Source organism: Microbacterium sp. ABR10 (assembly GCF_057812175.1).
The window spans coordinates 3,383,622-3,396,405 of sequence record NZ_CM173821.1 but is presented as its reverse complement, the minus strand read 5'-3'; the positions used below and the strand labels follow the sequence as shown (position 1 = coordinate 3,396,405).

General features: G+C 70.4%; 15 protein-coding genes. 12 read left to right on the top strand and 3 right to left on the bottom strand.

The window, feature by feature from the left end:
* Window positions 1-16 precede the first annotated feature (16 nt).
* The 7 genes from ACXKZF_RS15695 to ACXKZF_RS15665 all read left to right on the top strand — a co-directional run bounded on the left by ACXKZF_RS15695 (window position 17) and on the right by ACXKZF_RS15665 (window position 4,916).
* Window positions 17-799 (top strand): nuclear transport factor 2 family protein, encoded by a 783-nt coding sequence (locus ACXKZF_RS15695; protein ID WP_488984829.1) that lies wholly within the window; start codon window positions 17-19, stop codon window positions 797-799.
* An 8-nt stretch (window positions 800-807) separates the two neighbouring features.
* Window positions 808-1,224, top strand: coding sequence for a C-glycoside deglycosidase beta subunit domain-containing protein (locus ACXKZF_RS15690; protein WP_488984828.1), 417 nt, complete (start codon window positions 808-810; stop codon window positions 1,222-1,224).
* The gene (locus ACXKZF_RS15685; RefSeq protein ID WP_488984827.1) at window positions 1,221-2,417 is read left to right on the top strand and encodes a Gfo/Idh/MocA family protein; all 1,197 of its coding nucleotides are present in this window, start codon (window positions 1,221-1,223) and stop codon (window positions 2,415-2,417) included. Before ACXKZF_RS15690 ends, ACXKZF_RS15685 begins: the two co-directional genes overlap by 4 nt.
* A 14-nt stretch (window positions 2,418-2,431) precedes the next feature.
* Window positions 2,432-3,436, top strand: coding sequence for a sugar phosphate isomerase/epimerase family protein (locus ACXKZF_RS15680; protein ID WP_488984826.1), 1,005 nt, complete (start codon window positions 2,432-2,434; stop codon window positions 3,434-3,436).
* A gap of 1 nt (window position 3,437) precedes the next feature.
* Window positions 3,438-4,310: a ThuA domain-containing protein gene (locus ACXKZF_RS15675; protein ID WP_055952141.1), complete on the top strand. Its 873-nt coding sequence runs from the start codon at window positions 3,438-3,440 to the stop codon at window positions 4,308-4,310.
* 85 nt (window positions 4,311-4,395) lie between these two features.
* On the top strand, window positions 4,396-4,659 hold the full coding sequence (locus ACXKZF_RS15670) for a type II toxin-antitoxin system Phd/YefM family antitoxin (RefSeq protein WP_055952139.1): 264 nt from the start codon (window positions 4,396-4,398) through the stop codon (window positions 4,657-4,659).
* Window positions 4,656-4,916: a type II toxin-antitoxin system RelE family toxin gene (locus ACXKZF_RS15665; RefSeq protein WP_055952136.1), complete on the top strand. Its 261-nt coding sequence runs from the start codon at window positions 4,656-4,658 to the stop codon at window positions 4,914-4,916. The genes ACXKZF_RS15670 and ACXKZF_RS15665 overlap by 4 nt, the downstream gene beginning before the upstream one ends.
* 91 nt (window positions 4,917-5,007) lie before the next feature.
* Here the strand turns inward: ACXKZF_RS15665 and ACXKZF_RS15660 are convergent, their stop codons facing one another.
* From ACXKZF_RS15660 to ACXKZF_RS15650, 3 genes are all read right to left on the bottom strand, one after another.
* Window positions 5,008-5,982: a restriction endonuclease subunit R gene (locus tag ACXKZF_RS15660; RefSeq protein WP_488984825.1), complete on the bottom strand. Its 975-nt coding sequence runs from the start codon at window positions 5,980-5,982 to the stop codon at window positions 5,008-5,010.
* Entirely contained in the window at window positions 5,979-6,398 is a 420-nt protein-coding gene (locus ACXKZF_RS15655; protein ID WP_488984824.1) for a hypothetical protein, read from the bottom strand. The genes ACXKZF_RS15660 and ACXKZF_RS15655 overlap by 4 nt, the downstream gene beginning before the upstream one ends.
* Window positions 6,399-6,482: 84 nt before the next feature.
* Entirely contained in the window at window positions 6,483-7,751 is a 1,269-nt protein-coding gene (locus ACXKZF_RS15650) for an ROK family protein (RefSeq protein WP_488984823.1), read from the bottom strand.
* Between the two features lie 110 nt (window positions 7,752-7,861).
* On the opposite strand from ACXKZF_RS15650, the gene ACXKZF_RS15645 reads away from it, so the two are divergent.
* The 5 genes from ACXKZF_RS15645 to ACXKZF_RS15625 all read left to right on the top strand — a co-directional run bounded on the left by ACXKZF_RS15645 (window position 7,862) and on the right by ACXKZF_RS15625 (window position 12,759).
* Window positions 7,862-8,899: a Gfo/Idh/MocA family protein gene (locus ACXKZF_RS15645; RefSeq protein ID WP_488984822.1), complete on the top strand. Its 1,038-nt coding sequence runs from the start codon at window positions 7,862-7,864 to the stop codon at window positions 8,897-8,899.
* 4 nt (window positions 8,900-8,903) lie between these two features.
* A complete protein-coding gene (locus ACXKZF_RS15640; protein WP_488984821.1) occupies window positions 8,904-9,638 on the top strand; it encodes a hypothetical protein in 735 nt (244 codons plus the stop codon).
* Window positions 9,639-9,743: 105 nt separating this feature from the next.
* Window positions 9,744-10,760 carry a VOC family protein gene (locus tag ACXKZF_RS15635; RefSeq protein WP_055952117.1) on the top strand — a complete coding sequence of 339 codons (1,017 nt, stop codon included), beginning with the start codon at window positions 9,744-9,746 and terminating at the stop codon, window positions 10,758-10,760.
* 2 nt (window positions 10,761-10,762) lie between these two features.
* The gene (locus ACXKZF_RS15630; protein WP_488984820.1) at window positions 10,763-11,710 is read left to right on the top strand and encodes a fumarylacetoacetate hydrolase family protein; all 948 of its coding nucleotides are present in this window, start codon (window positions 10,763-10,765) and stop codon (window positions 11,708-11,710) included.
* 113 nt (window positions 11,711-11,823) lie between these two features.
* A complete protein-coding gene (locus ACXKZF_RS15625; protein WP_488986013.1) occupies window positions 11,824-12,759 on the top strand; it encodes a cyclase family protein in 936 nt (311 codons plus the stop codon).
* Window positions 12,760-12,784: the final 25 nt, after the last annotated feature.

Here is a 12,784-nt window from a genome sequence, read left to right as displayed (position 1 = left end):
TCACGAAGGAGTGGCCATGTCGAACACCATCACCGACGCGTCCGTCTCGGACCTCGTCGCCGAGGTCGCACGCCTGCGCGAACAGGTCGAGGCCGCGCACGCCCTCGCGCAGCGCGCCGAGGACCGCGGGCAGGTCGAGAACCTCTTCAACCGCTACATGTACCTGCACAACGCCTTCGAAGACGAGCAGATCATCCCGTTGTGGGTGAAGGAGGGCACGGAGGGGATTCGCGCCCGCTACACCAACGCCGGGCAGTACACGACGTGGCAGAGCGTCACCGACTACCACCGCGGCCGCCCGCACCCCGAGGGCAAGCTCATCCTGCACGCCACCACCACCCCGGTGATCGAGGTCGCCGCCGACGGCGAGACGGCCAAGGGCGTCTGGATGATGGCCGGCACCGAGTCGGGGCTGACCGACCCGAGGGTCGCCGAGGCCTTCCCCGACATGTACTCGCCCGACGAGGTGCTCGGCAAGAAGGTCTGGGCGCACTGGGTCTGGTGCAAGTACGCCATCGACTTCCGCAAGCAGGACGGCGAGTGGAGGTTCTGGAAGTTCCGCTGCTACGAGCTCGCCCGCGCCCCGTTCGAAGAGAACTGGGTGAGCTTCGGCGTGAAGAACCAGGGCGCCTTCGACCTCGACCTCATGTACTTCGGCGACGACGGCAAGCCCGTCTTCATGCCGCCGGCCGACGAGCCGGTGCCCTCGAAGAACCACCCCTACAGCCCCGAGACCACGCAGAAGCTCGAGCCCGTGCCGCCCGTGGCGCACGACCGCTTCACCGACACCTTCGCCTAGGAGCCATCATGGCCACTCACAACTCCCTCTTCGCCGAGAAGGACGTCCGTCGCACCGACGACGGTCTCGCGGTCTCGGTGCAGCTGCCCTGGTACCGGAGCCTCTGGCTGTCGGCCGTCGACGACGTCGCCGTCACCGTGAACGGCGTCACCGTGCCGAAGGGCGACATCCGCTTCTCGCTCGAGGGGCGCGAGTACCGCGTCGAGGAACTGCCCGAGCAGTCCGAGACGCTGTGGTTCGTCGCCGATCGCCCCGACGTGCTGATCCATCTCGACGCCCCGCCCGCCGCCGGCGAGACGATCACCGTCGAGGTCGTGCTGACCATGCGCCTGCTCTACATGCAGATCATGCCCGGCGCCGACGGCGGACCCGGTCGCTACGTCACGAACCGCGTGCCGGTCGAGCGCGAACTGGTCCTGGCATGACCACTGCCCGGCCGCTGCGCGTGGCCATGATCGGCTACGGCTTCATGGGAGCCGCCCACTCCGTGGGGTGGCGCCAGGCTCCGCGCATGTTCGACCTGCCGCGCGCGGTCGAGATGACCGTCGTGGTCGGTCGGAACGCGGATGCCGTGGCCGCGGCCGCCGGAAAATGGGGCTGGGCCGAGTCGGCCACCGACTGGCGCGAGATCGTCGCGCGCGACGACATCGACATCGTCGACATCGTCACGCCGGGCGAATCGCACGCCGAGATCGCGATCGCCGCCCTCGAGGCCGGTAAGCACGTGCTCTGCGAGAAGCCATTGGCCAACACCGTGGCCGAGGCCGAGGCGATGGCCGAGGCCGCCGAACGCGCCCGCGCGCGTGGCATCCGTTCGATGGTGGGGTTCACCTATCGCCGTGTGCCGGCCGTCACGCTGCTGCGCGACATGATCGCCGAGGGTGCCGTCGGCACCGTGCAGCAGGTGCGCGCGGCGTACCGGCAGGACTGGCTCGTCGATCCCGAGATGCCGCTCATGTGGCGTCTGCAGAAGGAGCACGCCGGTTCCGGGGCGCTCGGCGACATCGGTGCGCACATCATCGACATGACGCAGTTCGTCACCGGTCTCGGCGTCGAGCGGGTGTCGGGCACGGTCGACACGATCGTCACGGAGCGTCCGCTGCCGAGCGACGGGTCGATGGGCCTGGCCAAGGCCGCCGGTGCGTCCGAGAAGGGTGCCGTCACGGTCGACGACGTCGCGATCTTCACCGGCCGTCTCGCCAACGGCGCCCTCGCGTCGTTCGAGGCGACGCGTTTCGCCACCGGCCGCAAGAACGCGCTCACCATCGAGGTGTCGGGTGACCGCGGCGCGCTCGCGTTCGACCTCGAAGATCTCAACAGCCTGCGTTTCTACGACCGCACCGCTCCCGAGGGGCGCCAGGGCTTCACCCAGGTGCTCGTCACCGAGCCGCAGCATCCGTACGTCTCGGCGTGGTGGCCCGCCGGCCACATGCTCGGCTACGAGCACGGCTTCACCCACCAGGTCGTCGACCTCGTCGGCGCGATCGACGCCGGCACCGACCCGCACCCCTCGTTCGAAGAGGGCCTGCGCGTGCAGCGCGTGCTCGACGCCGTCGAACGCAGCAGCGCCGCCGAGTCCGCGTGGACGCGCGTGGGCGCCCCCGTTCCCGCACTCTGAAAAGGATCACCGTCATGGCCCGCCCCATCACCCTGTTCACCGGCCAGTGGGCCGACCTGCCCTTCGAAGAGGTGGCGCGCCTCGCTGGGGAGTGGGGTTATGACGGCCTCGAGATCGCCTGCTGGGGCGACCACATCGATGTTTCCCGGTGGGACGACGACGCCTACGTGCAGTCGCGACTCGACGTGCTCGAGAAGAACGGTCTGAAGGTCTGGGCCATCTCCAACCACCTCGTCGGCCAGGCCGTCTGCGATGACCCCATCGACGAGCGGCACCACGACATCGTGCCCTCCCGCGTGTGGGGAGACGGGGATACCGAGGGCGTGCGCAGCCGCGCGGCCGAAGAGCTCAAGGACACCGCGCGGTTCGCCGCGAAGCTCGGGGTGAAGACCGTGACCGGCTTCACCGGGTCGAGCATCTGGAAGTACGTCGCGATGTTCCCGCCCGCCTCCGACGCCATGATCGCGCGGGGGTATGCGGACTTCGCTGCCCGTTGGCATCCGATCCTCGACGTCTTCGAGGAGGTCGGCGTGCGCTTCGCGCTCGAGGTGCACCCCTCCGAGATCGCGTACGACTACTGGACGGCGAAGAAGACCCTCGAGGCCATCGGCCACCGCCCGAGTTTCGGCTTCAACTTCGACCCGTCGCACTTCGTCTGGCAGCAGCTGGATTCGGTCGCCTTCGTGCTCGACTTCGCCGACCACATCTTCCACGTGCACTGCAAGGAGTCCACGACCAACCTCGACGGACGCAACGGCGTGCTCGGCTCGCACCTGTCGTGGGACAACCCGCGCCGCGGGTGGACGTTCGTCTCCACCGGCCATGGAGATGTGCCGTGGGAGCCGCTCTTCCGCGCGCTCAACGCCATCGGCTACGACGGCCCGACGAGCGTGGAGTGGGAGGACGCCGGGATGGACCGCCTGATCGGGGGTCCCGAGGCCCTCGCCTTCGTGCGCAAGCTCGGCGAGATCACGCCTCCCCACCAGCTCTTCGACGCCGCCTTCTCCCGCAAGGACTGACATGACCGACGTTCTGAACGTGCTCATCCTCTCGGGGCACATGACCATCGAGCACGACAACGCCCACCGGAGCTTCCGCCTGCACAACCAATGGATCACGACGCTGCTGGAGGACACGGGACGCTTCACCGTCCGCGTGGTGGAAGACCCGCGGGGCCTCCCGGCGAGCGTCATCGACAAGTACGACGTGCTCATCGTCATCTTCGAGGGCCGCGACGGCTACCACGACATGGCGACCGGTTTCGGGGCCGAGACGGATGCCGCGATCCTGCGGTTCGTGCACGACGAGGGCAAGGGCATCGTGTGGTTCCACGGCTCCGCCGCGCAGGAGGACCGCTGGGGCTACCCCGAGGAGTACAACGTCATGCGCGGAGCCAAGCTCAGCGCGTGGGAGACGGGCCTGCGCCCCCGGCCGTGGGGCGAGGCGCAGCTGCACACGACCGAGCCGCGGCATCCGATCACCGAGGGCATCAACGCCACGTGGACGGTGACCGGCGACGACATCCTCGTCGGTGTGCAGATGTACGAGGGCGCGCAGGTGCTGCTGACGACCTTCGACGACCTCGAGGCGTACGAGAGGGCACCGATCTGGCCCATGCCGCACTACCCGGTCGACATCCCGGAGGGCGGCATCGCGGCGCTCCCCGGCATCAACACCGAACAGCCGCTCGCCTGGATCAACGAGTACGGCTCGGGCCGTTCGTTCACGATCACGATCGGCCACGACATCGACACGTTCCGCCGCATCGAGTTCATCCGCCTGTTCCCGCGCGGCGTCGAGTGGGCGGCGACCGGCGAGGTCTCGCTGACCGGGCCCGACCGTCGCGGCGACCGCCGCATCAACCCCTGGCCGTACTACAACGGCGAGGGGTAACGCGCTTCCACCCCGGCCGCTGCCCGCGACACGGGCATGCCATGGCAACTGTGTACACAATGACGTTTGTTGCTATGATGGGTACATGGACACCGTCACGACCGAGCTCTCCACGCGTGAGCTTCGCAGCCAGCTCTCCGACGTTCTCGGTCGTGCGATGTACGCCGGTGAACGCATCGGCGTGACGCGCAACGGCAAGCTCGCAGCCGTCGTTGTCAGTGTCGCCGATATCGAGGCCCTCGAAGAGTTCGAGATGGCTCAAGACGTTGCCGCTTATCGTCAGGCGAAGAACGACGACGACGGTGCCCGCATAACGCTCGATGAGCTGCGGGCCGATCTCGCTTCGTGACCTACCGCGTCGAATTCACCACGGCAGCCGCTCGACAGATCAAAAAACTGCCGCGGCCCGCGCGTGACCGGGTGGTGGAAGCGATCGGCGGCCTCCGGGACGACCCCCGTCCGACCGGTGCGAAGAAGCTGGTGGGCGAGCAAAGCGCCTGGCGTGTCCGTGTCGGCGACTACCGGGTGATCTACGACGTGCTCGACGGCGAACTGATCGTCACGGTCGTCCGGGCCGGGCACCGTCGAGAGGTCTACGACCGCTGAACAGCCGTTATCCGGCCTCGAGCGACGCTTCATGCAAGGTGGTGTAGCCGTCGGAACGGGGAAGACGGAAGGCAGCGCCATCGTCGGCGGCTCACGCGCCGGCCAGCGCCTCGCGCGCGACCGCCAGGTGCCGCTCCGTCATCTGCCACGGGTCGTCGTCGAGCCACTCCTGCCCGCCCCACTCGCTGCAGAGCGTGCCGGTGAAGCCCGCGGTGCGCAGGGCCGCCCCCACGTCGCGGATCGGTCGGGTGACCCGGCCGTCGGCGTCGTCGAGGTCCCAGAACTTCAGGTGCGCCGCTCCGATCAGGGGGAGGACGGATGCCAGATCGTCGATGCCCGAGCGACCGAAGCGTACGAGCAGGTTCATGTACAGCGTGTGCACCGGCCCCGGCACCCCGCCCGTGCGCAGCAGGTCGACGACGGCGTCCTGGGTCGCCGGGTCGCGCCACTCGTCGCGGAGGCGCCGCAGGAGATCCGCGGGGATGCCCCCGGCCTCGAGCCGCTCGAGGTAGGTCGCGGGCAGAGCGGGCATGAGCATGCTGATGTCGAGCAACAGCCGCACTCGCGGAGAGCCCAGCTCGGCGATGCGGTCGTAGGCCGCCGGGCGCGCGGTGGGCGTCTCGTGGCCCTGCGCCTCCTCGAAGAGCACGATGTCGAGTTCCTCCAGCAGGGGCATCAAGCCCTCGAGCAGTGCTCCGGCCTGACCGATCGGTAGGCGTACACCCGTCGCTCCGGCGGAGGCCGCGGCGCGCAGCTGCGGTTCGAGGAACGCCCGGCGCTCGGCATCCGTCCGCCGTCGACCTCGGTCGAACTCGTCGATGCTGACGCCCACGATGCTGACCCGACCGCCGGCCGCGGCGAGGTCGTCGCGGAACGCCTCGACGGGGCCGGTCGGCGGGGCCGGAAAACCGCGCCACATCTGCCCCAGCTCGATCTCGATCGCCGACGCGATGCCCCGCTCGACGAGGGTGGCGGCGAGGTCGGGGGCGCTGCGCTCGGCACGGATGACCTCGGGGGTGAGGTTGAAGGCGCTGGCCGAGAGGGTCCAGCTCGCGGGCAGGCTCACGCTGCGCTCCGGACGTCTCGCGAGACGCTCGCGGCCGAGGCTCCCACCTGGAGCGTTCGGTGGAACGAGAACGGCAGGCGGAGAGGCTCATCGGGCCCTCCGGGCAGGTACGGGATCTCGAGTCGGAACGACACTTCCACCTCGTGGATGCCGGGGGTCACGGCATCCGGGATCTCCAGCACCACTCGATCCTGCAGGTACCACCAGGTGTCCTCGGCGGCGAGCTCGGCGGGGGCCACGCGCCGCGAGTCGACGAGGACGACGGGCTCCTGCCGTCGTCCGTCGAGGTGCACGACGGGCTCGAGCAGGCTCGCCAACGGGAGCGAGCGGATCCACGGCAGCGAGAGGCGCACCTCGGTGGCGGTGGAGGTGGCGGTGACGCGCAGGGCGTCGTCGCGCAGGGCGGAGAGAGTCATGGCGGGCACGTCCTCGTGTCACGGCGCACCCCACGGCGCGCTTCCGCTCACAACCTATCGACTAATGTCTGAAATAGGAAGAAGTCAACCGCTCAGGCCGTGCACCGCGGCCACCGTGGGTCGACCCTCGCTGAACCAGCGCGGCAGGCTCACCTCGAACAATTGCTCCTGCGCGAGGTCGACGCCCCCGCGCACCGGCTCGCGGGTGTCGTTCTCGCTCGTCTTGATGACGAGGTCGCGCGTGGCCAGCGGCAGCGACAGCTCGTAGACGCGGTGGCGGATCTCGGCCAGGAACAGCTCCCCGGCCGACGCGATCGCTCCACCGATGACGATCACGCTGGGGTTGAACATGTTGACCAGCGCGGCCACGGCCTCGCCGACCTGACGCGCACCGGCTCGCACGAGCGAGATGGCGAGGGGGTCGCCGCGCTCGGCGGAGCGGGCGATGTCTTCGGGGGTCAGGTCTCTTCCGGATGCCACGATCTCGGCGAGCGCTCCCGTCGCGCCGCCCTCGATCGCGGCGCGCGCGTCGCGCACGAGCGCCCATCCCCCGGCGACGGCCTCGAGGCAGCCGGTCTTGCCGCAGCGGCAGATCTGCGTCGCGCCGGGCACCCGGACATGGCCCATGTCGCCCGCGGCGCCGTTCGCGCCGCGATGCAGGCGTCCGCGTGAGACGAGTCCCGCACCGATACCGGTGCCGACCTTGCAGTAGATGAGGTCGACGCCCTCGTCGCGGCGGCGGGCGCGCTCGCCGGCCGCGAGGAGGTTCACGTCGTTGTCGACCCAGACGGGGGCGTCGTAGCGCTGCTCGAACGCGGTCCGCACGTCGTACCCGTTCCACCCGGGCATGATCGGCGGGGCGACCGGGCGACCGGTGTCGAAGTCGACGGGCCCGGGCAGCCCCACCACGATCGCCCACACGGGACTTCCGTCGCCGGCGGCGAGCAGGTCGTCGACCATCGCGGTTGCGGCGTCGAGGGTCTCTTCGGGTCCGCGCGCGATGTCCCACGCGCGGTGGGCCTCGTCGAGGATCTCCCCGTCGAGGTCGGTGACACCGACGTGCACGTGCAGTCCCCCGAGTGCGCACACGACGATGCGCCCCTGCTCGGAGCGGAAGCGCAGCGTGCGGGGTGCGCGTCCACCCGACGACGGGGCGTATTCGGCGTCCTCGAGGAAGCCCATCTCGACGGCGCGGTCGACGCGCTGGGCGACGACCCCGCGTCCGAGCCCGGTGACGCGGCCGATCTCGGGGCGCGTGACGGCCTCGCCGAGGCGAACCATGTTGACGATGCGCAGCAGGCTCGTGACCTCGTCGGTCTGCGCGCCGAAGCGGAGGGTGGACACGTTGGCCATGCGTTGATCTTCACACAAGAGCGCGCTTCCCCTGACGGAATCGTCTGGTCTATGGTTCATTAGTTCCTGACTTCAGTGCATTTCGCGCTGAAGTGGGCGAGGGGGCCGGGATGACGTGGGGCGTGGGCATCATCGGATCGGGGCCGGGCGTTGCGGCGCTGCACGCGCCCACGCTCGCGCGCACGGACGGCGACTTCCGCCTGGTGCACGTCAGCGACGCCGGGAGCGGTCGGGCCGCGGTGATCGCGGAACGCTTCGGCGCCCGTGCATCGGCCGGGGTCGAGACGCTCCTCGCCGACCGGGACGTCGACGTCGTCGCCGTCTGCAGCCCGCCGTCGCTGCACGCCGAGCACGTGCGCGCCAGTCTGGCCGCGGGGCGGCGGGCGATCTTCTGCGAAAAACCGCTCGCCGACACCGCGGAGGAGGCCGAACGCCTCGTCGCCGAGTGCGCCGCGGTCGGAGCGCTTCTGGTCGTTGGCACGAACCACCTCTTCGACCCCGCCTGGGCGCGGGCCACGCACCACCTCAGCGACCTGGACGGCCGCATCTCGGCCGTGACGGTGACGCTGTGCCTCTCGCCGAACGACCGGTACCACGCGCTCACGATGGGGGAGCCGCTTCCCCCCGGTGCGGCCCCGAAGAGGCCGCCGCTCGACCTCGACGACCCCGTGCAGAGCGCCGCCCTGGTGCGTCAGCTCGTCGCGGGACTCGGCGTGCACGACCTCCCGCTCGTGCGCGACCTCGTCCCCTCCGCCCCCGAGCTGGTCTGGGCGCGGGCGGTGGCCCCGATCGGGTTCGACCTGGCGCTGCGGGCGAACGACGCCCTGGTGCGCTTCACGGCGGTGATGCTGCCGGAGGGGGCCGATTCGTTGTGGCGCGTCACCGTCTCCACGGCGAGCGCGCGCATAGAGGTGGAGTTCCCGCCGCCCTTCGTGCACGTGGGCGGCGCCCGCACCACCGTCCGAGACGCGGCGGGGGTGCAGACGATCTACCCGATCGACCGGCACGACGGGTACGAGAGGGAGTGGCGGGCGCTCGCGGCCCTGCTGCGCGGCGAGGCGGCGATGGAGTACGACGAGCTCCGGGCGGACGCGGCTTTCGTGACGGCGATCGCCGATGCCGCGGCCGCGGCGGTCAGGTCGGGGTAGCGCGATGACCGTGCGGGGTGTGCAGACCGATGCGGCCGCGTATCGGGCCGCGGTGGCGGAGCTCGCGCCGCGAGTGCGGCTGGGCGCGGGCCCCGGGGCCGTGCGGGTGATCGACGGCCGCGGCGCCTGGTGGGAGCGCCTCGAGGGTGCCGCCGGCTACGTCATCGACGAGCCCGACCCCGTCTCGCCCGAGATGCACGCTCTTCTCGGTGCCCTCGACGCGCCGGTCGTGGTGATGCGCCGCCGCGTTCGCCCCGACATCGTCGACGATGCGCGGGGCGAACCCGTCGAGCCGCGGCACGTCGTGGTCGACGCCTGGGGTGGGCGGACCGACGCCGCCGCCCTTCTCCGCGACGCGGTGGGATGGGCGCGGGTGCTCGCCTCCGGCCCGCTGTCGATCGTCACGCGGGTCGATACGGCGGCGGCGACCGCGATCGCCCTGCGGGGACCGGGTGGGGTCGGCGCGAGCGTCACCCGCACGGTCGGGGGCGGAGTGGGCGGCGCGCTCGCCGCCACCGCTCTCGGGGCGCGCCGCGTCGAGGTGCGCGTGGACTCCGCATCGCCGCTGTGCGAGGTGGCGTTCGACGACGAGGACGGGCGGCGGATCCGACCCGTCCGGCGTGAGTCGCCCGAACGCCTCGCCCTGCGACGGATCCTGGAGGCGTTGCGCGTGGGCGCCGAGCCGACGGACCTGGCGGACCTCGCACGAGACGACGGGATCGTCTACGCGGGCGGATAAGTCACGCCGATGTTCGGCATCCACAGGATCGGGTTCCCTGATATCCACTTAGGTCGGATAGTGGAAGAAGAGTCGGAACGACCCGATTCACCGAAAGGATCGAAGATGATCAAGCTTCTCTCTCATCTGTCGTTCGTCGCGATCACGACTCCTGATGTCGAGGCGTCGGTGGACTTCTACGTCAACCAGGTGGGCCTCACCGAGGTCGCTCGCGAAGACGACCGTGTGTACCTCCGCTGCTGGGGCGACTACTACGCCTACTCCCTTGTCGTGGCGAAGGGCGACGAGCCCTCCCTCGAGACGATGGCCTGGCGGACGTCGTCGGCCGAAGCCCTGGAGGAGGCGGCCAAGCGCGTGCAGGCCGCCGGCATCGAGGGCGAATGGTTCGAGGGCCGCGGCATCGGCCGGGCGTTCCGCTTCACCGGTCCCCAGGGCCACGACATGACCCTGCACTGGGATGTCGAGCGTCACCGTGCTGAGCCGCACACCGCCTCGATCTACCCCGACCGTCCCGAGAAGCGCAGCCCCATCGCCGGCGCCCCGCGCCAGCTCGACCACGTCACCGTCGCGGCACGCGACGTCGATGCGTTCGTGCAGTGGTACGTCGACACGCTCGGCTTCCGCTTCATGGCCCGCACGGTGCTCGACGAGGCACCCATCTCGGTGTTCTCCGTGCTCACGACCAACGAGAAGTCGCACGACCTCGGCGTGGTGCTCGACGGCTCGAGCCGCGCCGGCCGCATCAACCACTACGCCTTCTGGGTCGACACGCGCGAGGAGCTCCTCATCGCCGCCGACACGCTCATGGAGAACGGCGTGCCGATCGAGTACGGCCCCAACATCCACGGCATCGGCGAGCAGACGTTCCTCTACTACCGCGAGCCCTCGAGCCTGCGCATCGAGCTGAACACGGGCGGATACCGCAACTACGTGCCCGACTGGGAAGCCAACACGTGGAAGCCCTCGCTCGGCTCGAACAACATGTACCGCAACGGCGCCATGCCGATGTCGATGACCGAGTCGTTCCCGCCCGCCGACGGCCCCAGCGCCACCGAAGAGGGTGTGCCCGACGAGATCAAGGACGCCCTGCTCAACCCGTACGCCGTGCAGGGTCGGGGCTGACCGTGACGACCGCCCCCTACGCTCTCGCCCGTTTCCGCGACGGGGATGCCGTGCACGTCGGTCTCGTGGCCGGCGACCGCATCCGTGCGCTGACCGCCGACGAGCTCGGGGGCGGTCTGAACGCCTTCCTCGCCGCCCCCGACTGGGAGCGGATCGCCGCCCTCGTCGAGGCCCCGGGGGAGTGGCATCCCGTGTCGGATGTCACCCTCACGGCGCCCGTCGAGCCGCGGCAGGTGCTGCAGACCGGCGCCAACTACCGCCAGCACGTGATCGAACTGGTGGCCGCGGGCCTGACGCAGAACACCGACCGCACGCCCGAGGAGGCGCGTGCCTTCGCCGCCGACATGATGGACGAGCGCGCCCGCAGCGGCGAGCCGTACTTCTTCATCGGGCTCACCGCGTGCGTCGTCGGCGACGACGTGCCGCTGGTGCTCCCGGCGTACAGCGAGGTGCACGACTGGGAATTGGAGCTGGCCGTCGTCATCGGCCGCGAGGCGTTCCGCGTCTCGCGCGAGGCCGCGCTCGATCACGTCGCCGGCTACACGATGGTCAACGACGTCACCACGCGCGACCTCGTCTTCCGCAAAGACATGAAGGAGATCGGCACCGACTGGTACCGGGCCAAGAACGCGCCCGGCTTCCTGCCGACCGGTCCGCTGCTCGTGCCCGCTCACTTCGTCGACCCCGCCGACACCCCGGTGCGCCTCGAACTCAACGGACAGGTGATGCAGGATGCCTCGACGTCCGATCTGCTGTTCGACGTGCCGGCGCTCGTCTCGGCGGCGTCGCAGACCCACCCCCTGCTTCCCGGCGACCTGCTGCTGACCGGCAGCCCCGCCGGCAACGGGCAGCACTGGAAGAGGTTCTTGCGCGACGGCGACGTCATGACCGGGACCATCGGTGCGCTCGGCACGCAGGTCGTGCGGTGCGTGGGGGAGGCGGCGTCGTGACCCTTCGACAGGCTCAGGGGCCGGATGCGGCGCACGGATCGGATGCCACGGCCCAGCGAGGCGTTCCGTCGGAGAACCCCGCCGACCTCGACCGGCAGGACCCCGAGGCCGAGATCGCGCTGCGCGCCGAGGCGTTCCGCAACTGGGGACGCTGGGGCGAGGACGACGTGCTCGGCACCCTCAACTTCATCGACGCCGGCAAACGGCGGGCGGCGGCCGCGCTCGTGCGCGACGGCGTCTCGATCTCGCTCTCGCAGCGCTTCGACACCGACGGCCCGCAGAAGGGGTGGCGGAGGCGGACCAACCCGGTGCACACGATGACCGACACGGGAACGGATGCCGAGAGAGGCAACCAGGGCTTCCCGCACGGCATCGGCGGCGCCGACGACGTCATCGCCATGCCCCTGCAGTGCTCGACGCAGTGGGACGGCCTCGGCCACATCTTCGACCACGGCTACGCCTGGAACGGCCGCCGCGCGGGCGACGTCGTCACCAGCGACGGCGACCTCGTCACGGGCATCGAGCACGCGGCCGACGTCGTCGTCTCGCGCGGTGTCCTGCTCGACGTCGGACGTCACCTCGCGCCCGAGTCCGGCGAGCTCGCCGACGGCTACGCGATCACCGCCGACGACCTCGACGCGTGCGCCGCGGCACAGGGCGTGGAGGTGGGGCGCGGGGACATCGTCCTCGTGCGCACCGGCCACTACACGCGCGCGCACCGCGAGGGCTGGGGCGACTACGCCGGCGGACCCGCACCGGGGCTCTCGCTCACCACCGCAGGATGGCTGCACCGCACCGAGATCGCCGCCGTCGCGACCGACACCTGGGGCTTCGAGGTGCGTCCGAACGAGTTCGACGTGCCGGCGTTCCAGCCCCTGCACCAGGTCGTCATCCCGAACATGGGTCTCACGATCGGCGAGATGTGGAACCTCGACGCGCTCGCCGACGCCTGCATCGACAGGCGACGCTGGGACTTCCTGCTCTCGGCGCCTCCGCTGCCGATCACCGGGGCCGTCGGGTCGCCGGTGAACCCCCTGGCCCTGCTCTAGTCCACCCCCGTCCCAGAACAGAGAG

What these genes read in the sequence shown, in the direction of transcription:
- ACXKZF_RS15695 (WP_488984829.1), top strand. Translation starts at nt 17, where the DNA reads ATGTCGAACACCATCACCGACGCGTCCGTCTCGGACCTCGTCGCCGAG.
- ACXKZF_RS15690 (WP_488984828.1), top strand. Translation starts at nt 808, where the DNA reads ATGGCCACTCACAACTCCCTCTTCGCCGAGAAGGACGTCCGTCGCACC.
- ACXKZF_RS15685 (WP_488984827.1), top strand. Translation starts at nt 1,221, where the DNA reads ATGACCACTGCCCGGCCGCTGCGCGTGGCCATGATCGGCTACGGCTTC.
- ACXKZF_RS15680 (WP_488984826.1), top strand. Translation starts at nt 2,432, where the DNA reads ATGGCCCGCCCCATCACCCTGTTCACCGGCCAGTGGGCCGACCTGCCC.
- ACXKZF_RS15675 (WP_055952141.1), top strand. Translation starts at nt 3,438, where the DNA reads ATGACCGACGTTCTGAACGTGCTCATCCTCTCGGGGCACATGACCATC.
- ACXKZF_RS15670 (WP_055952139.1), top strand. Translation starts at nt 4,396, where the DNA reads ATGGACACCGTCACGACCGAGCTCTCCACGCGTGAGCTTCGCAGCCAG.
- ACXKZF_RS15655 (WP_488984824.1), bottom strand. Translation starts at nt 6,398, where the DNA reads ATGACTCTCTCCGCCCTGCGCGACGACGCCCTGCGCGTCACCGCCACC.
- ACXKZF_RS15650 (WP_488984823.1), bottom strand. Translation starts at nt 7,751, where the DNA reads ATGGCCAACGTGTCCACCCTCCGCTTCGGCGCGCAGACCGACGAGGTC.
- ACXKZF_RS15645 (WP_488984822.1), top strand. Translation starts at nt 7,862, where the DNA reads ATGACGTGGGGCGTGGGCATCATCGGATCGGGGCCGGGCGTTGCGGCG.
- ACXKZF_RS15640 (WP_488984821.1), top strand. Translation starts at nt 8,904, where the DNA reads ATGACCGTGCGGGGTGTGCAGACCGATGCGGCCGCGTATCGGGCCGCG.
- ACXKZF_RS15635 (WP_055952117.1), top strand. Translation starts at nt 9,744, where the DNA reads ATGATCAAGCTTCTCTCTCATCTGTCGTTCGTCGCGATCACGACTCCT.